21 protein-coding genes and 1 pseudogene are annotated in these 22,034 nt (G+C 71.1%); 6 read left to right on the top strand and 16 right to left on the bottom strand.

What is annotated here, in order from left to right; translation table 11 throughout:
- Positions 1-92: 92 nt before the first annotated feature.
- Positions 93-299, top strand: coding sequence for a LuxR C-terminal-related transcriptional regulator (locus IEZ15_RS40570; RefSeq protein ID WP_229846473.1), 207 nt, complete (start codon positions 93-95; stop codon positions 297-299).
- A gap of 54 nt (positions 300-353) precedes the next feature.
- Here IEZ15_RS40570 and IEZ15_RS40565 read toward each other — a convergent pair whose 3' ends face one another.
- Positions 354-983, bottom strand: coding sequence for a DUF6924 domain-containing protein (locus tag IEZ15_RS40565; RefSeq protein WP_189281995.1), 630 nt, complete (start codon positions 981-983; stop codon positions 354-356).
- Between the two features lie 481 nt (positions 984-1,464).
- Here IEZ15_RS40565 and IEZ15_RS40560 point away from each other — a divergent pair, with 481 nt between their 5' ends.
- Positions 1,465-1,998: a hypothetical protein gene (locus IEZ15_RS40560; protein WP_189281994.1), complete on the top strand. Its 534-nt coding sequence runs from the start codon at positions 1,465-1,467 to the stop codon at positions 1,996-1,998.
- A 7-nt stretch (positions 1,999-2,005) separates the two neighbouring features.
- On the opposite strand, the gene IEZ15_RS40555 is transcribed toward IEZ15_RS40560, so the two are convergent.
- The 13 genes from IEZ15_RS40555 to IEZ15_RS40495 form a co-directional block, all read right to left on the bottom strand.
- Positions 2,006-3,247, bottom strand: a complete 1,242-nt coding sequence (locus IEZ15_RS40555; protein WP_189281993.1) for an erythromycin esterase family protein — start codon at positions 3,245-3,247, stop codon at positions 2,006-2,008.
- 73 nt (positions 3,248-3,320) lie between these two features.
- Complete coding sequence (locus IEZ15_RS40550) at positions 3,321-4,286, bottom strand: LLM class flavin-dependent oxidoreductase (RefSeq protein WP_189281992.1); 966 nt, start codon at positions 4,284-4,286, stop codon at positions 3,321-3,323.
- A 10-nt stretch (positions 4,287-4,296) separates the two neighbouring features.
- Positions 4,297-6,081, bottom strand: a complete 1,785-nt coding sequence (locus IEZ15_RS40545) for an ABC transporter ATP-binding protein (protein ID WP_189281991.1) — start codon at positions 6,079-6,081, stop codon at positions 4,297-4,299.
- Positions 6,078-9,212: a lantibiotic dehydratase gene (locus IEZ15_RS40540; protein ID WP_189281990.1), complete on the bottom strand. Its 3,135-nt coding sequence runs from the start codon at positions 9,210-9,212 to the stop codon at positions 6,078-6,080. The genes IEZ15_RS40545 and IEZ15_RS40540 overlap by 4 nt, the downstream gene beginning before the upstream one ends.
- A 5-nt stretch (positions 9,213-9,217) precedes the next feature.
- Positions 9,218-10,516 carry a lanthionine synthetase C family protein gene (locus IEZ15_RS40535; RefSeq protein ID WP_229846472.1) on the bottom strand — a complete coding sequence of 433 codons (1,299 nt, stop codon included), beginning with the start codon at positions 10,514-10,516 and terminating at the stop codon, positions 9,218-9,220.
- A 140-nt stretch (positions 10,517-10,656) separates the two neighbouring features.
- Positions 10,657-10,842, bottom strand: a complete 186-nt coding sequence (locus IEZ15_RS40530; RefSeq protein ID WP_109777672.1) for an FDLD family class I lanthipeptide — start codon at positions 10,840-10,842, stop codon at positions 10,657-10,659.
- 157 nt (positions 10,843-10,999) lie between these two features.
- Positions 11,000-11,329: a response regulator transcription factor gene (locus tag IEZ15_RS40525; RefSeq protein ID WP_189281988.1), complete on the bottom strand. Its 330-nt coding sequence runs from the start codon at positions 11,327-11,329 to the stop codon at positions 11,000-11,002.
- A complete protein-coding gene (locus tag IEZ15_RS40520; protein WP_189281987.1) occupies positions 11,326-13,215 on the bottom strand; it encodes an ABC transporter ATP-binding protein in 1,890 nt (629 codons plus the stop codon). Before IEZ15_RS40520 ends, IEZ15_RS40525 begins: the two co-directional genes overlap by 4 nt.
- Positions 13,212-13,652: a lasso peptide biosynthesis B2 protein gene (locus IEZ15_RS40515; RefSeq protein ID WP_189281986.1), complete on the bottom strand. Its 441-nt coding sequence runs from the start codon at positions 13,650-13,652 to the stop codon at positions 13,212-13,214. Before IEZ15_RS40515 ends, IEZ15_RS40520 begins: the two co-directional genes overlap by 4 nt.
- Positions 13,649-13,900 carry a lasso peptide biosynthesis PqqD family chaperone gene (locus IEZ15_RS40510; protein ID WP_189281985.1) on the bottom strand — a complete coding sequence of 84 codons (252 nt, stop codon included), beginning with the start codon at positions 13,898-13,900 and terminating at the stop codon, positions 13,649-13,651. The genes IEZ15_RS40515 and IEZ15_RS40510 overlap by 4 nt, the downstream gene beginning before the upstream one ends.
- 10 nt (positions 13,901-13,910) lie before the next feature.
- Positions 13,911-15,704, bottom strand: coding sequence for an asparagine synthase-related protein (locus tag IEZ15_RS40505; RefSeq protein ID WP_189281984.1), 1,794 nt, complete (start codon positions 15,702-15,704; stop codon positions 13,911-13,913).
- Positions 15,705-15,708: 4 nt separating this feature from the next.
- Positions 15,709-15,828, bottom strand: coding sequence for a keywimysin-related RiPP (locus IEZ15_RS40500; protein ID WP_107069644.1), 120 nt, complete (start codon positions 15,826-15,828; stop codon positions 15,709-15,711).
- 259 nt (positions 15,829-16,087) lie between these two features.
- On the bottom strand, positions 16,088-16,561 hold the full coding sequence (locus IEZ15_RS40495) for a GntR family transcriptional regulator (protein WP_189281983.1): 474 nt from the start codon (positions 16,559-16,561) through the stop codon (positions 16,088-16,090).
- A 320-nt stretch (positions 16,562-16,881) separates the two neighbouring features.
- Here IEZ15_RS40495 and IEZ15_RS40490 point away from each other — a divergent pair, with 320 nt between their 5' ends.
- The 4 genes from IEZ15_RS40490 to IEZ15_RS40475 all read left to right on the top strand — a co-directional run bounded on the left by IEZ15_RS40490 (position 16,882) and on the right by IEZ15_RS40475 (position 20,263).
- Positions 16,882-17,355, top strand: coding sequence for a helix-turn-helix domain-containing protein (locus IEZ15_RS40490; protein WP_189281982.1), 474 nt, complete (start codon positions 16,882-16,884; stop codon positions 17,353-17,355).
- 61 nt (positions 17,356-17,416) lie between these two features.
- Complete coding sequence (locus tag IEZ15_RS40485; RefSeq protein WP_189281981.1) at positions 17,417-17,932, top strand: hypothetical protein; 516 nt, start codon at positions 17,417-17,419, stop codon at positions 17,930-17,932.
- Positions 17,929-19,068, top strand: a complete 1,140-nt coding sequence (locus tag IEZ15_RS40480) for an MAB_1171c family putative transporter (RefSeq protein WP_189281980.1) — start codon at positions 17,929-17,931, stop codon at positions 19,066-19,068. The genes IEZ15_RS40485 and IEZ15_RS40480 overlap by 4 nt, the downstream gene beginning before the upstream one ends.
- Positions 19,069-19,081: 13 nt before the next feature.
- On the top strand, positions 19,082-20,263 hold the full coding sequence (locus IEZ15_RS40475) for an amidohydrolase family protein (RefSeq protein ID WP_189281979.1): 1,182 nt from the start codon (positions 19,082-19,084) through the stop codon (positions 20,261-20,263).
- Between the two features lie 54 nt (positions 20,264-20,317).
- On the opposite strand, the pseudogene IEZ15_RS40470 reads toward IEZ15_RS40475, so the two are convergent.
- Positions 20,318-20,515: pseudogene (locus tag IEZ15_RS40470) on the bottom strand (CorA family divalent cation transporter); the annotation flags it as partial.
- Between the two features lie 1,043 nt (positions 20,516-21,558).
- Positions 21,559-21,963, bottom strand: coding sequence for a hypothetical protein (locus tag IEZ15_RS40465; protein ID WP_189281977.1), 405 nt, complete (start codon positions 21,961-21,963; stop codon positions 21,559-21,561).
- Between the last annotated feature and the right edge of the window lie 71 nt (positions 21,964-22,034).

Raw genomic sequence — 22,034 nt, 5'->3', positions numbered from 1 at the left:
CTGCCGGCCGGCCCACCACGGCCTGACCACAGGCCCGGACCGCGGGCCCCACCAGACCACGACGCACCGTCAGGCACCTGCAACCCAACAACGTGACAGCACCTGCGCGGGAGCTGGGGATTACGGAGCGCACGGTGAAGGCGCACATCGCGCGGATCGTGGAGAAGCTGGAACAGCAGACGCGGCTTCAGGTCGCGGTGCTGGCTGCGCTCGCCCACGAGCAGCTGTGCTCCGATCCGCGGTGTGAGTGCCATGAGACCGGTGTCCCGCCGGGTTTCTCGGTGACGGCGGCTGCCTGATAGGGGTGTCTGTGCCCGTACGGAACGGGTACGGACTCCACCGTGTCAGTACTGTCAGTAGTGCTCTTCCCGGTAGACGCCGTCGGCGTCTACGCCCCGACCCCAATCACCAAAGCCCGTGTTCGCCAGTTCCAGGTTGACGACGAAGGATCCGGCCGCTGCGAGGGTGATCCTGAACGGATCGTCGTCTTCGTCTTCGTCAGGCAGGTTGTTCACGGCCAGCAACGGAAAGTCTGGGGAGACCAGCGTCCGCTCGTCGGCGATGAGGATGACAGTACTGTTGGGCCAGTCCTCGTCATCTCGGCCGATCCGTGCCTGGATCTGCTCCGCTGTGAAGACCGCGTAGGCGGGGTTGTCGATGACGGAGATCGACTCGTGGAGCTCCGAGCCTCCTTCGAGGCACTGGAGCAAGCGTGCCCACTCATCTGGCTGCTCGAAGGATGTCCGCACCAGGAGCGGACCGGTGGACTCCTCGATCGTGGAGGAGGCCGGCTCGGTCTCGGCTCCCGTACGCTTGCCGGGGATGACCTGGATGAGGAAGCGGGGCTTCTTGCCGTCCGACGACCGGTCACTGGCATGGACGCGGATCAGGTAGGGGCCGGCTCCTGCGGTGGCGAGATTCTCTTTGCGCAGCGGCTCGTATCCGCTGTCGCACAGGGCGAGGAAGCCGGTCGTGGAGATCACGGTGAAGTCGTCACCCTCACACCGCTGACCTGCGGAAAGCGCCCGGAGAGGCCCTCTGATCTGCGGCGATCAGCCTTTCCGTCCCTTTCACGGTGCTGCCCGTTTGTACGGCCGATCCTCCCCAGCCGCTCCCCAACGCGGCTTCATTCTCCCCAGATTCTCCCCAGCCCCGGCTGACTCTGAAGACGGATCGCCGCTGGTCGGGACCGCGATCCGCCTGGCGTGACCGGCTGCGCGACGTAGTGGCAGCGAGGTAGGAGCAGGTGGCCGCCGTTCGCCTGGCGGTACCTCGTGGCTGGGTACGGCTGCTCGTTCACAGAGAAACAACCGCTGGCCCCGACCGCTGCGCTCCCCGACGCTCAGGCCGTGGCGCCGCTCCTGCCCACCGGCCCGCCTCTGGCCGGAAAGGGAACCGGCCCTCGGCGTCCGGACGAGACTGGCGGAAGACGATCACCAGGATGAACAGGAGGCAAGGGTCCAGATGAATCCGTACGCGTACGTGCCCGCCGACGATCCGCTCTTCGGCGCGGTCCGGATCGAACTCGACCATGAGGCCGGGACGCTGGGCGTGAGCGGGGACGGTCTGCCGCCGGTCGAGATCCGGCGGGCCCCGCACACCGTGCCGGAGAGCCATGTGCCGATCGGGACGCGCGACCCCGAGCACCTCACTCTGCTCGTCGACGGTGCAGAGGAGACCCTGCGGCCGTCCAAGGGATTCCTGACCCGGCGCTCGTACCGGGTCGAGGTCGTCTCAGGGGCGCGGGAGTGCAGCTATCTGCTGGTTCCGGACTCCCTCGGTACCAGCAGGCTGCTGCGGGACGAGCGGCTGCTCGGCGTCTTCACATCGAGCGGCGACGGGCGCGTGTCGGCCGACTGGGAGGCGGCGGGCGAGTCCGAGCGTGCCAGGGACCCGTACGACACGTCCGTGGGGTACGGGCTCGCTGCGGCATTCGGCACCGGTGCCGAACCGATGTGGCAGCTCACTCTGAACGCCGCGCTCGACCTGTGGCCGTGAGAGAACCTCAGTCCTCCGCCGGGGGCAGCAGGTGGGAGCAGGTCGAGCGTGCTACGAACGCGATGCCGTCATAGTCCTCGGCCGGGACGATCGGGGCGGTGTTCAAGCGGTAGAGGAACCGTTGGACGTTGGCGCCGAAGCTGCGCTGCGCGTGCGGGGCGTGCAGCCAGGGCGCGGCGTCGGCGGGGGAACCCGCGGCGCGGAAGTCCGCGTAGTAGTCGCCGGGTACGGCGTGCGTGAGTCTGGCCTCCAGGGAGCGGAGGCCGGTGCCGATGCGGTGGCGGGCCGGCGGGCGCTGAAGGTCGTCGCCGCGGCGGGCCAGGAAGGAGCCCTTACCGAAGAGGAGGGCCAGCGCGTAGTAGGTGTCGCCGTACCGTTCGCGGAGCCTGCTGCCGAGGGCCGGCACCTGCTCCCCGTACGTGCCCTTCGCGATGTGCCCGTTGTGTGCCCAGACCATGACGCGAGCCTCGGGGTCGTCGTCCACGAGCCGTGCGACGGCCTCGGCCATGTAGCGGTCACGCGCGGCGAGCACGCCGTCCTCGCCGGCCGAGGCTGCGAAGGGCCGGGTCACCAGGTCGGCGGCGCGGACGAGGATCCGCGCGTGTTCCAGAGCCTCGCCGGCGTCGTCGCCGGGACCCGGCCGCTCGGCGTGGTTCGCGATGAGACGGGCGATCTCCTCTGCGCGTCGCATCAGGGCCTTGTCCGGGTCCGGAAGCGTGCTCGGGCGGGCCCGGGCCAGTACGTCCAGGGCGCTGACGCGCCCGGCCTGATCGGGCGCAGCCCGGAGCAGAAACGCGGCGACGGCCTCGACCGAGTCGGCGCAGAGCTGGGGGTCGGTTCCCACGAAGCGGACCCGGCGCTCTTCGGGCAGGTCGCGGTTGTGGGCGCGCAGCCATTCGACGAGGTCGACCATCTCGCGGGTGCGCCAGGTCCAGAAGCCCAGCCTGGCGACGAGCCGTTCGGGGGAGCCCGTGCCGTACCGGACGTACGCGTCGAGTGCGCGGGCCGCGGACTGGCTGGCCTCCATGGCGAGGGTGGTGAACCCCTCCTCACGGACCAGGAACTCCACGATGCGGTGCTTCAGCCGGAAGAACTCGCCCGTGCCGTGGGTGGATTCGCCCAGACCGACGATCCGTGTCCCCCGCAGGGCCTCGCCCAGGGGTTTCAGGTCCTCCACCGGCGCGCCGGGGGTCAGGGTACTCAACGGGTTGGCGTGCTCGTTCAGCCATCGGGCGATGTCGTCGGGCACCGTCTTGCCTCTCCTCACCGCGTGCGGGAGGGCGGCACGCGGTCGTGCCCCGGCCTCTCTCACCCGTTCATGGTCAGTTCGTCGCTTCCCGGCAGGCCGCGAGGATCTCCTGGAGGTCCTGTACGGCGTCCGGTCGGCCATGCTCGGAATACACTCCGGCGACGTTGACGACAACTTCGTCCACCCCCGCCCGATCGTATTCGGCCAGCTGTGCGGCGATGCTCGCGGGCGTGCCGTAGAGGAAGACTCCGGCGTCGACGAGGGCGCGGGCGCCGAGTCCCGGGCGGCTGTGGTGGACTCGTAGGCCGGCGCGGCGCAGCATGTCGACGTAGTGCGGCCCGGCGAGGTGGACGTGGGCCGCCGCGAAGGCGAGCCGGTAGGCGTGGCGTCCCGGGCGGTCGACGGCGGCGTGCACGACGGTGACCATGCGGGGCACCGGGCGGCCCGATTCGGCGGCGCCCTTGGCCATGGCGGGCATCAAGATGTCGCGGACGTAGCCGGGCGGGGTCATCCAGCTGATCGCCGCGTCCGCCGCCCGGCCCGCCGCCCGCGCGAGCGTCGGCCGGAGTACCCCGAGTCCGGTCTCCACTCCTGGATGGGGCAGGCCCGGCAGGCCGACGGAAGCCCCGTTGCCGGGTGCGGCGGCGCCGTCCTCGGCCCCGACCAGGCGCCGCACCTCGGTCAGGTATTCCACACAGGCGTCGCGGGGGCTGTCGTACGGCCTTCCGTGCAGCCCTGCGACGACGTCGGGGGTCGCGGGACCGAGTCCGACGACCGTGCGGTGTCCGGTGAGGACGGACAGGGAGCGGGCCTGGATCGCCGCGTCCAGCGGATGCCGCAGCGGCATGAGGGCGACGCTGGTCCCGACCGGGATGCGGTAGCCCATGCCGGCCAGGTAGGCGAAGACCTGCTGGGTGTCGGCGCTGAGGGACTGGCCCTGCCAGAGGCGGTCCGCGCCTTCGTCGCGGACGAGCGCGGCGAAGGGGGCGACGTGCCGGGGGTCCGTCGGCATGGCGGGATACAGGACGGATACGCGCATCACTCGGCCTTCAGGGGGACGCGGCTTCGGTCAGGTAGCCCGAAGCCTGGATACGGAAGAGCCGGGCGTAGACGCCGTCGGCCCTCAGGAGGTCTTGGTGCACGCCGTCCTCGATGACCTTGCCGTCCTCCAGGACGACGATCCGGTCGGCCATCCGGACCGTGGCGAAGCGGTGGGCGATGACCAGGGAAGTGGCGCCGCGGGCGACGTCCTTGAGCCGGCCGAAGATCTCCGCCTCCGCCTCCGCGTCGATGGCGGCCGTCGGCTCGTCGAGGACGACGACGGGAGCGCGGCGCATGAAGGCCCGGCTCAGGGCGATCTTCTGCCACTGGCCGCCGGACAGCTGGTGGCCGTCCTCGAAGTGGCGGCCGAGTGTCGTGTCGTAGCCACGGGGCAGCGCCTCGACGAACCCGTCGGCGCCGGCGGCCCGTGCCGCCTCGGCGACGCGCCCGGTGTCCTCGCGGTCCTGGACGCTGCCGAAGCCGATGTTGTCGCGGACGGGCAGCTCGTAGCGGATGAAGTCCTGGAAGATGACGCCGATGTGGCGTTGCAGGTCGTCGAGGTCGTACTCCTCGATCGGGACGTCGTCGACGAAGATCTGGCCGCTCGTCGGCTCGTAGAGCCGGGTGAGCAGCTTGACCAGCGTCGTCTTGCCGGAGCCGTTCTGTCCCACCAGCGCGACGCATTCGCCCGCGGGCAGGGTGAAGCTGACGCCGTCCAGGACGACGCGGCCGGTGCCGGGGTAGACGAAGCGCACGTCGCGGAACTCGATGCCTTTGCGGAGCGTCTCTGGGAACCGGCGGGTGCCGCCCTTGATCCGGCGCTCGGGCAGGGCGAAGAAGTCGAAGAGATTGCCGAGGAACAGGCTGTCCTTGTAGAGAGCGGCGACGCCGAGCAGCATGCCATGGGCGGAGACCTGGACCGAACCGACGGCCTGGAGGTAGCCGGCGAGCTGGCCGACCTGCCCGGCGTGGGTGGTGGTGTGGATCGCCCAGAGCACCGCGCCGGAGGAGGCGGCGACGCTGAGGAGACCGAGGACGCCGCCGAGCACGGACTGCTTGCGGGCGAGGCGGCGGTCGACGTCGAAGAAGGTGCGGATGAGCCGGGTGTAGAGGTCCACCAGGTGCGGGCCGAGCTGGAAGAGACGGACCTCCTTGTAGGAGTGGTCGGTGGTGGCGAGGTGCTGGTAGTAGTACGCGCGTCGCCGGTCGGCGGTCCGGTCGTACTCGATCTCGTACGCCCTGTGGCTGAAGAGCATGTACGAGACGACCGACGGCATGGGCGAGAGCAGGATCACCAGGGCGATCCAGGGGCTCCAGGAGAACAGCACCACGCTGACGGTCACCAGGGTGACCAACTCCCTCGCGACCTCCAGGAGCTGGGTGAAGACCTGGTAGACGCGGCCTCCGCTGCTCTCCTGGAAGGCGCGCTGCATCTGGTCGTAGACCTCGGCGTCCTCGTACTGCTGGAGGTCGAGCATGGTGCCCTTGCGCATCACCCATTCGCCGATGCGAGCGGTGAGTTCGAGCCGCAGGAGGGTGTCGAGGTACTGCAGGAAGGTGCCCAGGACATGGCTGGCGAGGCCCACCCCGAGAAGGGCGGCGCCCGCCATGAGCGCGGCCCGTCCGGCGTCCCGGTCGCCGGTGACGGCGTCGGCCACACCCTGCACGGCGGCGGCGACCAGCCCGATCTGCGCGGCCGGTATGAGGGCGAGGAGGAGGGAGACGCCGGTGAAGGCGGACACCCGCAGCGGGCTGAGCCGCCAGAACAGCGTGCTGACGCGCAGCCAGATCATCGGCCCTCCCTGACCTTCGCGGCCGTGCGGCCCCGGACGGCGCGCAGGACATGGGCCCACAGAGCGTGGCTGCGGGCCTCCCGCTGGAGGTCGATGGGGAGGAGCCGGTTGATCTGCATGTGCGCGAGGCTGGCGAGGATGGCGTCCTCGGAGCCGACCAGGAGGCCACGGCGGGCCGCCTCGCGGACGGCTGCGGCCGTCTCGGCGACGGCGGGTGCCTGCGCGGCGAACGTCTGCTGGAGGAGGAGCCGGTGGGCCCGCCCTTCCTCGTGGGGGTCGCGCTCCCACGGGCTGAGGAGTTCGCACAGGTAGGCGCGGTGTTCGCGGAACAGCGTCCGGGTGTCCCGGACGTGGGCCTCGTCGTGGCCGCCGGCGTGGTGAATGCGCCCGCCGCCCGGCGGTATGCCCCACTGGGCGTGGAGGGTGTCCAGAGCGGCGACGGCGAGGAACTCGGGCCTGATGTCGGGCTGTCGCGACAGCAGCAGGGCGGTGGCTTCGCTGTTGGCGGTGAAGAGCCGCTCGGCCGTGTCGAAGACCTCCGGGCCGCCGTAGCGGGCCGTCTCCGGTGCGTAGCCGGCGAGTTCGATGTCCAGGGCCAGTCCGCGGGCGACGAGATCGCGCCCCCACGCGGTGACCTCGGTGAGGATACGGTCGGCGTCGGTGCCGCGGACCCGCAGGCGCAGGTGCGGGAACGGGTCTGCGTAGCGGATGTAGAACCAGCGGTCCAGGAGCCCTTCGCGGCCCAGTCCCGCGACGAGGTCGAGCAGCGGGCCGGCGATGATCTCGTCCTGCCGCTCGGGGGCCGCGTAGACCTTGAGGAACGTCCAGGCACCGCCGGGCAGATGGCGCTCCACGGGCACCGGGCGGCCTTGCCGCGGCACGGGAGCGCGGGTGGCGCGGACCGCGTCGCGGGCGAGGACGGGGACGACGACCTCGGCGGCGTAGCGCTCGCCGTCGGCATCCTGGAGCCACATGCCGTCGAAGGACGGCAGCATCTCGTGGAGGACGAGGGCACCGCGCTCGTCCAGCTCCGCACGGAGTTCGGCGCGGCAGGCGGGGTGGTCGAGGTCCAGCAGCAGCCGTTGGTCGGACTCGACGAGATAGACGTGGCGGGGCACGTTCCAGCGCCGGCGCCAGCCGTCGAGGTCGTCGAGCGGGTACGCGGACGGTGTGCCGGCTGCGGGCGCCGCGAGACCGGTCCTGCCGTGCGCGCCCGTGGGGTCCGTGGCCGCGGGACTACTGGTGAGCCGCCACTGCGCGGGGCGCAGGACGATCCGCCCGCGGGTGACGCGCGGCAGGAAAGGGGCCGCCTCGGCGGGGCCCCAGTGGAAGCCGGAGGGCATGACGCAGCCGTCCTGGGAGGCCTCCAGCAGGAACCGGGCCACGTTCGGCGCCATCGTCGGGCTGAGCATGTGGTGCTGGGCGACCACGACCTCCCGGTCGAGTTTCCGGGACCACAGGTGGAACCGGTCCCCGCTGACGCCGACGAGGATGTCGTCGAGGGGGAGGACCTGGTCCGAGCCGACGGACGGCGTGGTGTTGACGGGGATCTCGTACGGCCGGACGGCGGGGCGCAGGGTGATGTTGGCCGCACGGCCGTACGGGGGCAGGAACGCGAGCTCCGCGTAGGCGACGTCGGGGAAGAGCGCCTCCTCGGCGCGGGCGTACCCGCGCAGCCGCTCGGCGGCGGACTCGCCCAGCAGCTCGCTGAAGCGCCCGAAGGTGCGGCCGCCGTAGGTGAGGCTGTCGTAGCGCAGGACGGCCTGCCACTCCCCCCGGTCGAGGGCGGCGCGGTCGGCGGCGTGCAGCTGGAGGTAGACCTCCATGGCGGGCGGCGGGTCGGGCACCGGGCCGCGCGGGGCGAGGCGCTCCAGCCAGGCGTCGGTCAGCTCGACCTCGAAGGACTTGTCCCACCAGGCCTGCTGGGCGAACTCGACGAGCAGGGCGTCCAGCCGGGCGGTGTGCTCGGGTGTCGCCCCCGGCAGTTCGATGCTGCGCGGCGGGTTGGTGTAGGTCGGCGGGGCGTCGAGCCCGGTGTCGGGGCTGAGCAGACCGAGCACCGGGACGCGGGTGCCTTCGCCGTAGCGTTCGGTGAATTCCTCGCGGTAGCGCGTCAGGTGGTTGCGCGTGCCGTGGGAGGCGCTCAGACGGACCAGGACGCCGACGGCCTCGGCCGCCGCCTCGCCGATCGAGGCGTTCAGGACGGGTTCGTCCAGGTGCAGTGCCATGTCGGCCTGGTAGGAGCGGCCGTCGTGTCCGGGTACGAGGTCCTGCTGTGCGGCGGCGAGCCGGCGCAGGGAGGCGGTGTCGTCGGCCCGGTCGGCGAGGTCGGCTACGGCGCTGAGCCGGTCGGCCGTCTCCTGCGCGGCGGGGATGTCGGTGAGCCTCTTCAGGACGTGGTGTTCGGGCCGCTCCGCGGTCTGCGGGGGCCTCAGGTCGCTGATGAGGAAACCGAGGTCCCACATCTGCCGGACCAGGCCCTCGACGGTCTCGGCCGTGACCTCGGGGAAGGCGGCGGCGAGTTCGGCGGTGATCCGCTCGTACGGGACGGGGGTGGCGGCTGTCCGCATGACGAGCTCGACGGCGGGTGTGGCCCGGATGCGCACGCTGCGGGCGTCGTGCCGGCCGTACTTGTCGGCCTGCGGCAGGACCACGCGGTCGCCGGCCGTGTCCGCCATCGGGTTGAGGACGAGCCGGAGCCTGCGGAGCAGGTCGTCGGACTCGTCGAGGCGTTTGATCAGCCCGAGCAGCCAGCCCATGTCGGCGCGCACGCGCAGCCGGTGCTCCTCGGGCCGGCCGAGCCTGGCGGTGGTGGCGGGGCCGAACTCGCCCATCGCCACACCGGAGAAGGCCCCGAAGGGCGTGGGCCGGGTCGCCATGCGCGTGACGTAGCGCAGCAGCCCGGAGTACAGCCGGCGCAGGCGCTTCTCGCTGAGGTCGCCGATCCGGTCGAGGCTGTCCGTCATGTCCTCGCTGGCGATGAGCAGGGCGCGCGTGACGTCGGGACGGCGGGCGAGGTCGACGAGGGCCCGCGGGGTGTCGTCGGGGTCCGCGGTCACGTCGAGCCAGGTGCGGGCGGGCAGGGCGGGGGAGCGCAGGAGGAAGAAGCCGGCGGGCTCGTACGGGGTCATGGGCGTCACCGGCCGAGGAAGGCGCGGAACCAGTCGGGCCGCCGGTCGCCGGTGGCGGCGAGCAGCGCGAGCGCGACGCCGGCGGCACCGGTGAGCAGTCCCGGGTCGTCGACGGGTTTGCCGGGCTCCTCCAGGTCGGCGAAGCCCAGCGGGCGGTCCGGCTCGTGACGGTCGAGGAGGTCCCCGACCAGCTCCGGCAGCCGCTCGCGGGCGGCGGCGCTCCAGGGGGCGAACTCCAGTGTCAGCATGACCAGTCCGGCGAGGCCGTGGCAGAGGGTCGGCGACAGTGGCCGGAGGTCCCCGAGGCGGGCGAGCGCGCCCTCGAAGGCGCCGACGGCTTCGGCGCGCAGTTCGTCGTCGAGGGTGGCCTCGGCGACCGTGAGGAGGGCGCCGGCGACGCCGAAGGTGCCGTAGCACCAGGCGATCCGGTCGTGCACGCATCCGGCGGAGACCTCGTGGCCGTGTTCGTCGACGGGCGTGCCGTCGCTCCACAGGGGGCCGTGCGCGTCGGTGTCCGCCTGTGCGCGGATCCAGCCGCTGAGGGCGGTGACGGCCTCCAGTTGGCCCGGGCGGCGGTTGCCCGCAGCCCAGGCGGCGGCGAGGGCCGCGGCGATGCCGGGGACGCCGTGCGAGAGACCGAGGTTGAGGTACCCGTGCGGGTACTTGGCGAGGTAGTCGCCGACGGGTGGGTAGTACGGGGGCGTGATGAGCCAGCGGTGGGGGGTGCCCGCGGTCTCGGCGGGTCCGGCCAGCCAGATGAGGTAGTCGGCGAGGACGGCGGCGGCCTCGGCGGCCCGCTCGGAGGGCTCGGGGACGGAGCTCAGCTGGGCGAGGGTGCCGGCCGCGCCGGTGACGAGGTCGTAGTCGAGGTCGCTGACGGCCCGTTCGGTGCGGTGCGGTGGCGCGGCGAGGACCTGCTCGGCCAGCTGGTCCGTCAGCCGGTCGAGGCTGGGGCGGAAGCGGGGCTCGTCACGGGTGACGTCCGCGAGGGCGAGGAGGAGGCCGCTGGTGCCGGCGAACAGACCGTGGTGCTGCAGAGGTTCGGTCTGGGTCGAGAGGACCGCCTCGCGTATGTGACCGGAGGCCGTGTCCAGGTCGCCGAGCCCGGCCCGGGCGGCGTACAGGTGGAGCAGCGCGGTACCTGCCTGGCCGTGGGTCAGACTGGGCGGGTACCAGGCGCCTGTGGTGTCGCTCTGCTCGGCGGCGCGGAGCGCGAGGTCCTCGACCTGAGCGGTGGTCGCGGTCTCCCTCAGAACCTGCCGGACGGCTGTCCGCGCGCGGCTCACGAGGTCGTCGTCTGCCACGCGGGCCCAGGCTTCGGTACCGTGGTGGGTGAGGTGCATGGTGGTCGGCCCCTGTCTGTTCGGCGTGCTTCTCTCGCTCTGCGACGACGGGTGCTGCCGTGTCTCGACCACGGCAGCACCCGTCGGGAACTAGCCCGTGGCTACTTGCCGCCCACGCAGAAGACCGTGCAGATCGAGGTGCAGACACAGGTCTTGCTGGCCTGGCAGGTCACCCGGGTGCAGACGGTGCGGGTGGCGATCCCGGAGATGGACGGCGGGGGCGCCTGCTCGCCGGTGGGGCCGGCGGGGGCGGAGATCCGGGCGTCCAGGTCGAATGCGTCAGACATGACTTTCCTTTCGTCATTCTTCCCGGCGAATCGCTTCGTCGGGGGCTCCGGAGGTTTTTTCCGGCGCCAGGGAAATCGTGTCGAACACCGTGCGTCCGTTCCATTGGCCGTGGCGACAGTATTCGCCGTGGATCCGGATCCCGAACAGGCAGCCTTTTCAGGACTCTTTACGGACCGAGCCGGTTCCGGCATCCGCGTGTTCCGTGGAGAACACGTACGAAGCCAGGCAGACGGTCAGGCGTGAGGAGAGTTCGAGTTTTTCCATGACCGCGGCGACGTGTGCGCGCACGGTCCGTTCGGTCACGTGCAGCCGCTGGGCCATCGTCCCGTTCGAGAGCCCTTCGGCGAGCAGGAGGAAGGTCTCCTGCTCGCGCGGCGTGAGTCGGCCGACCCGTTCGAGGGCCGGTGTCCAGTGCGGTGCGCCCGGTACGCGGGCGCCGGCGGTCGCGTGGGGTGCGGTGGCGGTGCGGGCAGTGGTGGGGCTCACGGTGCTGCGACACTCCTGTCTGGGGAGGGCCGGCCGAGGGGCGGCGTGAGGTGGTCGGTGGTCAGTCTGCGATAGAACGGGTCCTCGGCGAGCAGCTGTTCGTGCGTGCCCTCGGCGCCGACACGGCCCTCGTCGAGGACGACGATCCGGTCGGCCGCCCGGACGGTGGACATGCGGTGGGCGACGACGAGCAGGGCGCGTTCTTGGGAGATGTCCCGCAGGACGTCGGTGAGTTCCCGTTCGTTGATGGGGTCGAGTTGCGACGTGGGTTCGTCGAGGAGTACGAGTTCGGGCCGGGCGAGCAGGGCGCGGGCAATGGCGACGCGTTGGCGTTCGCCGCCGGAGAGATTGAATCCCCGGTCGCCGACTTCCGCCTCCAGTCCGTTCGCCAGGCGCTCCACGAGTTCTTCGAGATTCACCATCCGGAGCACTTCCCGGATTTCTCTCTCATTCGCCTCGGGTTTCGCGTAGACGAGATTGTCTCGCAGGGTTCCGTACAGAAGGGGCGCGTGCTGCTCGACCAGGCCGATACGGGCCCGGAGGTCGCGCGGATCGACGCCCCTGACGTCGGCGCCGTCGAAGAGGACGTGTCCGCCGTCCGGTTCGTGGAACTTCTCGGCGAGGGAGACGATCGTCGTCTTGCCGGCGCCGGACCGGCCGACCAGGGCGATGAGCCCGGTGCGCGGCACGGAGAACGAGACGTCGCGCAGTACCGGGCGGTCGTCGTACGCGAAGGAGACCCGGCGCAGTTCGAGGAGCGGGGGCGGGGGCGATGCCGCGGGCGATGCGGCGGGGGTAGGGAGCGGTACGGGCGCACCGTCCTGCGGGTCCTGCTCGACGGGCAGGCACAGGACGTCCTCGATCCGGCGGAGCGAGCCGAGGCCGCGCTGGATCAGGCTGAGGGCGTTGAAGAGGCCTGCGAGCGGCATCACCAGGTAGGTGGCGAACAGCAGGAAAGCGACGAGTTCGCTGACGGACATGGAGCCGTCGGAAACCCGGACCGCGCCGACGAGCAGGACGAGGAGGAACGAGCCGTTGACCGCGATCTCCATGGCGGGCCCCACGACGGAGCCGAGCTTCGCGGAGCGGACGCCGGCGGTGTAGGCGGCGTCGACGTCCGCGCCGATGCGCTCGGCCTCCCGGTGTTCGGCGCGGGCCGCCCGTACGGTCCTGATGCCGCCGAGGGCGCGTTCGAGGTCGGCGGTCATGGCACCGACACCGGCGAGGGCCTGTTCGGTGCTGGTCCGGATGCCGGCCATCACGCCCGCGACGAGGACGGCGGCGACCAGCAGCGTCCCGGCGACCACGAGGAACATGACGGGGTCGATCCAGAGCATCAGTCCCGCGGCGCCGACTCCGGTGATGGTGACGGTCACGAGCTGGACGAAGCTGCCCGCGACCATGTCCCGCAGCATGGTCGTGTCGGTGCCGACCCGGGAGAGCAGGTCGCCGGCGCGCCGGCCGTCGAGTTCTCGGAGGCGGACGAACAACAGCCGTTCGACGAGTCCGCGGCGCAGGCGCCGGACGACGCTCTCGCCGGTCACGTCCAACAGGTACTGGCCGGCCGCCTCCAGGGCGGCCTGGACGAGGAAGAGAGCGGCCAGCGTCACGACGAGCGCGGCGACGGCCCGGTCGGCGGAGACCCGGTCGATCAGACGCATCGTCAGCAGCGGCTGGAGCAGTCCGAGGGCGGTGCCGGCGACGGTCAGCGCTAGCGCGGCCCCCACGGTCCGGCCGCTGCCGCGCAGCAGGCGCAGCAGATCACGGGTGCCGGGGCGGGCGCCGTCGGCGGGGTTCTCCCCGGGGTGCGCCACGGTCCCGGGCCCGCCCCCGGCTCCCCGGCCGGTTCCGGTCGCGGTGCCGGACGGATCCGCGTGGTCGGTCATGAAGGGCTCCTCTCCTCGCTCCCGGAGCCCACGGTGATCAGCCTCCGGAAGTAGCTCTCGGGCAGTTCCTCGCCCACCAGCCGGCCCTCCGCCTCGACCCAGGCGTGGGCGCCGAAGGGCGGCGCGGCGCGGACGCCGACGCACCACGTGGGCCACTCCCCGCGGGCGCGGCAGAGCAGGGCCGTGGCGACCGAGCGCGGCAGGCAGCCCTCACGGCCGGCGCAGACCGCGCTGACCGTGGTGACGGCTTGCCGGGCCCGGTAGGTCCGGTCATGGCCGGCCGGGCGGGCCCCGCGGGACACCACGCCCAGCACCTGTGCCAGCCGGGCCGGCGGCAGGAGCAGCAGGGGCCGGCCCACCGCCACGGCGAGGCGGGCTCCCGCGCGCTGGGCGAACGATGTCCCGGTGTGGGTCTCCGGGACCGGATGGAAGCTCACGGGCCGACCAGCCGGGCGTCGCGCAGGGCGGAGAGCAGGGCGCTCACGTCGGCCTGCGCCCGGTCCGCGTCGACGTCGAACTCGGCGCACAGGGCGTCGGCGATGTCCTTCGCCGGGGTGCCGTCGAGCAGGCCGGCCAGGACCGAGCTGCCGGTCGGATTGAGCTCCCAGTACTCACCCGTACTGCCGTCGAGCAGGACTTTGCCGTAGTCGGTGTCCACCACGGACACGTCCTCACGCAGTTGCATGGGTTCCCCTTCAGATGGTGCGGAGCCAGATCTCGCAGGCGAGAGTGGCGTCGAGGCCGCCGTGCCGGAGTTCGGGCGACGAGGGCCGCAGGGTGATGTCCAGGAGCTTGTCGGCGTCGACCAGTCCGGCCTTGGCGAGCAGCGAGTCCCGCCACAGCTCGGCGAGGCGTTCGCGGTTCTCCCGCAGCCCGTTGGCGGCGTCGGCCGAGGCCTCGCCCTTGGTGGTGCGGCGCAGCAGCGCGTCGGGCATTCGGCCGCGCATGGCGCGCTTGAGCAGCGGTTTGAACTCCCAGGGCGTGGCGCGTTCCTCGGAGCGGACCGACCAGCATGCCTCGACGACACGGTCGTCGAGGAAGGGGCTCGCCAGCGGCAGCCCGCTGTGCTCCGCGACCTGGTGCAGGATTCGGGTGGCCCGCGTGCCGTGGTGCAGGGTGTGGATCTCGTTGTGGAGGGCGCGGGTGGTACCGCGCGGCTGTGCTGTGCGGGCGGCCTCCCGCAGGCTCCGGCGTACGGAGGCGGCGGCGTCGGCGGTGGCCCAGACGGGCAGACGGGGCGGGATGTCCCAGCCGAAGACGTCCGGACTGTGCGGGGCGGGTCGCGGGGCGGTGACGTCGTCGGCGACGTCCGCGAGCCACTGGCCGTAGGGGCGGCTGTCAGCGAGGACGGCCAGGGTCTCGCGCAGCGACCAGCGGTTCTGGGCGCGGTAGCCGCGGATGCTCCGCAGTGCCGTGAGGGGACGGGTGGTCAGCAGGTCACGGTGGTGGGCGGGATGCCCCCACAGGACGTGGTCGCCGCCCATGCCGGTGAGGTGGAGGCGCGACCCGCCAGCGAGGAGCCGGTCGTGGCCGACCAGCTGGCGCGGCTGGTCGAGGATGGTGGGGAGGGGTTCGTCGACGGGTCCGCGCACGTCCAGCAGACCGCTGTAGAAGAGCGGGATCTCGTCGATGTCGAGCAGGATGTGCTCCAGGCCGTCGATCTCGGCGGCGGCGAGCCGGGCCCACTGCACGTCGTCGTCGCCCGGGTCCCTGCTGGGCATGGTGAGCACGGGTAACGGAGCGGTGCTCACGCCTGCGGCGAGGGCGCAGACGGTGGTGGAGTCGAGGCCGCCGGAGAGATCGGCACTGACGCTTCCGGCGGCGTCCACCCGCAGGCGCACGGCCTCGTCCAGTGCCGTGCGGAGCGCCTCCGCCCCCTCGGCGAGCGGGACTTGTGTCCGCGGGGGCTGCCACCAGCGGACCGTCCGGGGGGCGGAGCGGCCGAAGCGCAGGAGTTCGCCGGGGACGACGGAGTGCACGCCGCGCCACAGGGGGACGTCACCCAGCGGGTGCGGGACGGAGTCCAGCAGCCGCAGGGCGAGGACGTCCTCGTCGACCGGTGCATCGACCAGCCGGGCCAGCACGTCGGCGCGGTTGGCGGCGACGGTGACGCCGTCCTCGATGGCGTGGAAGAGCCGGCGCATCCCCGAGGCGGTACCGTACGCGTGGATCTCGCCGTGTGCCTCGGCGATGACGTGGAAGTCACCGGGGAGGCGCGCGGTGACTCGGTGGATTGCGCCGGGATCGCGCACCCCGGCGATGTGCGCGCTGAGTTCGGGTGCGCCGACGGGGGTGTGCCCGATGAGCGCCACAAAGATTCCCCGGTCGTTGCGGGCCTGGACGGATCTGGCCCAGCTGCCCCGCACGAACGGTCGTCCTGACGGGTGTGTGAGGGTGCGTTCGGCTCGTGCCCCGAGCCGGGAGGCCACGGCGAGGGCGGCCTCACAGTCCGGAAACAGCGCGAACCATCCCTCGCCGTGGCGTGTCATCGGACTACCAGCCCAGGGGCAGACGGACCTTGGGCTCGTGCGGTCCGCGCTTCAGGAATCCGGTGTCCTTGCGGAAGTCACCGGCCTTGGACAGCGCCGGAACCTCGTAGACCTTCTTGGCCATGGTTCTCATCCCTTCTCGCATGGGTTTCTGACGGGACGACCCCCTATTTCCCGGGATTTCGGTTGCCGCCTGGAAAGATCCTCGGCCGGTGGCCACCCTCCGCTCAAGGAGCAGCCGGTGGCCGACACGGTCCGCGACCGGGGCGGCCGGGCCGCCCGGCACCTCTCGTCAGGGCCGCCACCTGGCACAAGAGGGACCGGGATGAGAAGGATCCGCCGGTCCGGGGTGCGGGATCAGCCTGGTCTTCTTAGGCTGTTGGTCACTCTCCGCATGAGCTTCCTTGGCTCCATCCCGGCCTGCGGCCGCGCACCGCCGGCAGCCCGCGCCGCGCCGCCCTCCCGTGGCGGGCGGCCATCCTGGGCATCCGTTCGATGGCGGAGATGATGGCGGCGCGCGGGATGCCCGAGACGTCCGCGAGGTTGACGACCCGCTGGAGCTGGTCGGAGATGTCGTCGAGGCCCACCGGGCCCGAAGCCGGCAGGACGACGGCGCCGCGACCGCGCCCGAAGTCCACGACCCCTTCGCTGCGCAGCATCCGCAGCGCGCGGAGGATCGTGTTCTTGTTGGCTCCGTACTCCTTGCCGAGCTGGTCGGCGGGCGGAAGGTACTCCCCCTGGGGGTAGAGGCCCGACGCGATGTCCATCCTGAGCTTCGCCCGGATCTGGGCGTAGAGCGGTATTTCGGCGGCACTGCTGTGGAGGTGGATGTTCCCCGTTCCGGACGCAGTTGACATGTGTTGCTCCCCCTTCTGGCTCACGTTGTGCTCCAGTACTCGCGCCATGCCGTCGGCTCGCCGTGCAGGGGACGGGGACAGCCGTGGGACGGCTCCCGCGTGGTCGGTGCGGAGCCGATGGCTGCCTTCGTCGTTCCCCGGGTCCGGTATCGACCCATGTCGATCCTTGGGTAGATCGTGCTTTCACGTCGGTTGACGGCCGGTGCAGCCGTACCGTAGTCCGCACCTTGACGCTCTTCAACCAGAGTGGCGATAGTGGACGTTGCGCCGATTCATCCGAGTGGAAGAACAGAGCTGGCCGGACCAGGGAGGTGGACGTCATGCCAGAGGAACCGGAACACGGCTTCGCCGACAAGCTGAACCGGCTCTTCGAGACCGTCAGACCGGATCCCGACCACGAGTACAGCAACGAGCAGGTGGCCTCCGCCATCCGGGGCACCGGTGTGTCGATCTCCCAGAGCTACATCTGGCAGCTGCGCAAGAGCAGGAAGACCAACCCGACGCTGCGTCATCTGCAGGCGCTGGCCGGCTTCTTCGGAGTCCCTGCGGCCTATTTCGTGGACGACTCGGCCACCGCACGCATCGAGGAGCAGCTCTTGGCCCTCGCCGCCGCGCAGGCGCGGCTGCACGAGGCATCGCAGGGCAGTGACGTGAAGCTGATGGCCATGCGGGCGGGGCAGTTGTCGCAGAAGCACCGCGAACAGGTCATGGATCTGCTGGACGTGGTCTACCGCCTGGAGCAGGCCGAGGGCGGTCCCGGCCAGGACGATGGCCTGAATCGTCCTGGATCATGATGGTGTGACGCCGTTGGATGGAATTTCCAGGCCCCAGGAGATTCACCAGCGGAGTTGGCTCGTGAACGAACGTACGTTGCGCAAACGATGTCGGAGCATCCTCAGGGAACTCGGCGTCACCGCCCCCTTGCGGGTCCCCGAGCTGTGCCGGCTCCTCGGTGAGCACCGCGGACGGCCGATCCGGCTGGTCCCGTACTCGCTGCCTGTCCCGGGCCCGTACGGTCTGTGGATCGCCGGCGCGCACGCGGACTTCATCTTCTACCAGAAGGAGACCAGCCGGGCGCACCAGGACCACATCGTGCTCCACGAGGTCGGGCACATCCTGGCGGACCACGGGAGCGACGAGTCCGAGGACGCCGTCTGGCAGGAGGTGCTGCCGGACCTCTCGATCGAAGTGATCAACCGCGCGCTCCGGCGCACCTCCTACGCCGAGGAAAGGGAGCGGGAGGCGGAACTCGTCGCCACGATCATCCTCGAGTGGGCGTCGGTGCTGGACCGGGTCACGCCCCGCGCGCCGGGTGATGTCTCGGCCCGACGGGTGCACACGGCGCTCGCGGACCGGCAGGGGTGGTTGTGACCGTGCTGTCCCTGGTGCTCGCCGTCGTTCTGTACGGCTCGCTGCTCTGGACGGGGCGGCAGGTCGCACGCGATCCCTCCGACCGGCTGCTGCGCGCGGTCTTCCTTTGCATGTTCAGCGCGGGTCTCTCCTTCCCGTTCGGCCTGCCCGTGGTCATCCGCCTCGTCGACGGGTTCGCCGGGGACGGCGCCGCGAAGCTGCTGCAGAACCTCTGCCTGCTCGGAGCCGTGTACTTCCTGGGGTGCTTCTTCATCCACTCGGCGTCCGACCCGGCCGCCGCCCGGACGCGGGTGCGCCGGCATGCGGTGCCGTTCGCCGCGACCGCGGTGATCGCGGCGGCAGCCATGGCCGTGACGCCGCACATCGAGCGGGGCCACACGTACGCGACGGCCGACATGAGGGTCCCCGGTGTCGCGGTCTTCTACCTCTCGGCCGGCGCCTACCTCACGTATGCCCTGGCGGCGGCGCTGTTCTGGACGGTGCGGTACGCGCGGCTGGCGAGCCGGCCCTTGACGACCGGGCTGCGGATGGTGGCCGCCGCGCTGGCCGGCATGGTGCTGGCCTCGGCGGTACGGGAGTGCGTGACGCTCCTGCGCCTGCTCGGCGGCGGTGTGCCCCACCCGGTGATCACCGGGGCGAAGCTCCTCCTCGACCTCGCGATCCCCCTGTTCGTGGCGGGCGTGGTCTACCCGGGGCTGGTGACGCGCTGGGCCAGCATCCGCCTCTGGTGGCACCACGGCCGCGTCTACCGCAGGCTGGCCCCCCTCTGGGAGGCTCTGCACCTGGCGTTCCCGGAGGACGCACTCGAACGCACCGGGGGCGGTCGCCGCCGGGACGCGCTGAGTCCGCAGGGCGTGCACCGGCGCTACTACCGGCGTGTCATCGAGTGCCGGGACGGGCTCGTCCGGATCAGTCCCTATCTGGCGCTGGAGGCGGCCACGGCCGACGCCGAGGCACCACTGACGCCCGAGGTCGCGGCGCGCCATCTGAGGACCGCGTTGCGGGCGTACGCCTCCGGAGAGGATGCGCCCTCCCAGGCCGTCCCGGTCGCCCTGCCCGGCGAGGGCGACGGCAGTCTGGAGAGTGATGTACGGCAACTGATCCGGCTGTCCGAAACTCTGACAGCGCAATTCTGAACGAGGAGTGGCGATGGACACCCTGATCTCGGCCCGGCGCGTGGTGATCGGACCGCACGGCCAGGTCCTGGAGGACGGCGCCGTGCTGGTGCGAAACGGCGTCATCGCGGACACCGGACCGCGCCACGAGGTGGAGTCCCGTGCCCCCGCGCACACTCTCCGTCACGACTACCCCGACGGCACGCTGTTGCCGGGGCTCGTCGACGCGCACGTCCACCTCGTTCTGGACGCGGGGCCCGATCCGGTCGCGGCGCTGCGGGAGGCGGACGATGCGACGGTGGCCAAAGGCATTGCGGAGCGGGCACTCGGTCTGCTGAACGCCGGCGTCACCACAGTGCGGGACCTCGGCGACCGGAACGGACTGGTGACGGTGTTCCGCGACGCCGTCAGGGCGGGACGCTTGCCCGGACCCCGTGTCCTGGCGGCCGGCACTCCTGTGACGGGACCCGGCGGACACTGCTGGTTCCTGGGCGGAGAGGTGTCCGGCGCGGACGCCTCCAGGGCGCTGGTCCGCCGCAACGTGGAGCGGGGCACGGACCTCATCAAGGTGATGGCCACGGGCGGGGGCATCACCAAGGGCGGGCCGCCTATCTGGGCGCCCCAGTTCACGGCTGAGGAGCTCCGGATCATCGTGCAGGAGGCGGCGAGTGCCGGCCTCCCCGTGGCGGCGCATGCGCACGGCACCGCAGGCATCGTCGCGGCGGTGGAGGCCGGGGTGAGCACGATCGAGCACTGCACGTGGATCGACCAGGATGGCTTCCGGCTCCTCGACGACGTCGTCGACGAGATCGCCGCCCGGGGCATCGGGGTCTGTCCGGCGGCCAGCCCCGACTGGCGCGGCTTCGCCGAGCGCTTCGGACATGAGCGCGCGGAGGAGATGTTCGGCGGGATCCGCCGAATGCGCGAGCGCGGGGTGCGGCTGCTCACCGGCACGGACGCGGGCGTGAGCCGGGCGGTATTCGATGACTTCGTGTCCAGTCTCGAGTTCTTCGCCCATCTGGGCTGTACCTCGCAGGAGATCGTCGACCTGGCCACCTGCGAGGCGGCGGAGGCACTCGGGCTGGGCAAGGTCACGGGGCGCCTGCTCCCCGGCCTCCGCGCGGACCTCCTGGTCGTCGAGGGTAATCCCCTGAGCGATCTCCAGGCGCTGCGCCGCGTTCGGCTGGTGATGGCGGATGGCCTTGTGCATGCCTGACGGGCTACCGCTGCCGGTGCCCCCCCCGTTGGTGCGTGAGGGGTCAACTGACTCCTACAGCCAGTCGCGCTTCTTGAAGATGACGTACAGGCTGACGCACACCACCGCCATGAGGAGGATGGCGAAGGGGTAGCCGCCCGCCCACTTCAGCTCCGGCATGTCCTCGAAGTTCATGCCGTAGATGGTTCCTACCAACGTCGGTGCAAAGAGGATGGCGGCCCAGGCGGAGATCTTCTTGAAGTCTTCGCCCTCACCTCGCTGACCTGCGGAAACCAAAGGTATAGGGGGCTGGCCTGCGGCGATCCGTCTTTCCGGCCCTTTCGCGGCGCTGCCCGTTGATGCGCCCGATCCTCCCCAGCGGCTCCCCCACGGGGCTTCGTTCTCCCCAGATTCTCCCCAAGCGCAGGTGCCCTGGGCCAGTGGGCTGCTGCCCTGGCCACGAGCCAAATCTAGGGTTGGGGCCGGCGAAGCTAAGCGAAGGGAGCGAGTGTCTCGGCGATGCCCCGGTGTTCGCTGGAGAGCGAAGGGTGCCAGTCATGAGGCTCGCGGGCTGTAGGCGCATTCCGGTCGGAGGTAGGCGGTGGCGAAGAGGCTCTTGACGCGGACCTCCCTGGGTGCGTCGTGGTGGCCTGACATGCGTGCCCTCAGGTGGAAGGCCAGGTAGTGAGGTTGCCCACGGCTGAACTGCGGTCGGGTGGAAGGTGAAGTTCCCGGTTGCGCGCTGATCGGGTACTTCCAGCTATATCTGATCAATGCACCTCTTCCGCCGCCGTGCCATCGCATGCTGTAGGCGTATGCCTGCACATCGTCACGCCGCCGGTGGGGAAGCAATCGCGATGGGGGATCGTCATGAGTGATGCATTGAGGTTTCCGGTACTCGCCGCCTCGGCCCTCACCCAAGCCATCGGCTTCCTCTTACGCCGTGCGGAAGTTGTCCTTGACCGCCGCGCGGGACGCGCAGGGCCCAGTGAGCCTCAGCAAGCCGAGCAGGTCCCGAGCGCCGTCGCGGGAGACCCCGGCGACGCGCTTGATTTTGATCCTGCCAAGGTGACAGCCGAGCAAGCCGAACGGCTGGAGACTTTGACAGAGGCCCTCGGGCTATATGCCGAACGGGGGAGCTCGATTGATGGTCAAGATGAGCGGCTTCGGAAGGCGCTCGGTCGACTCCGATCCTGTCTGGAGGAGGTATACGGCCGCCAGATTACGTTTGTCGGAGAGGAACGACCCGCGAGCGGTAGGCGCATTGTCAGCAGGGTTGAGGATGTTCACGGCGTCGCGCGTGCTCTGAGTGGACGTTAAGTCCGTTTCTGGTAGCGGCCTCGTCCGGGTTGGGTGAGGAAGCCTTGGCGGAGGAGGCGTGCGAGGCGGCTTCGGGTGATGTTGACGGATGCCTCGTCGGTGGGCAGGTCGAGGAGTTCGTGCAGTTCACGGGCCCGGAACACCTGGCCGGCGTGCTGGTTGAAGGCGTTCACGATGGCCTGGTAGGCGGTGCTCGTCTCGGTCTGAGGCGGGTCGGGTTCGGTTGCTGCCGGGGCGGCTTCCGCGATGACTTTCCGGGCGATGTCCAGCTCCGTGAGTCGGGCCTCGGTCTCGGCCAGGGCGGCGGTGAGGTGGTCGATCTGCTCCTGGAGTTCCCCGGCACGGGCGGTGGCCGCCTCGTGCTGGGACCGGAGGTCGGCGAGGAGTTCGGTGACGTTCACGCGGCCAGCCCGAGACCGTCGCGCCAGGCGGGGCTCGGTGTGGTCAGGCGGCGGGTCATGTTCGCGGTGGA

It is taken from the genome of Streptomyces atratus (genome assembly GCF_014648655.1).
In the GTDB taxonomy this organism is placed as follows: domain Bacteria; phylum Actinomycetota; class Actinomycetes; order Streptomycetales; family Streptomycetaceae; genus Streptomyces; species Streptomyces atratus.
Note: the sequence above shows the minus strand (reverse complement) of the source record. Positions and strands in the feature narration are given on the sequence as shown.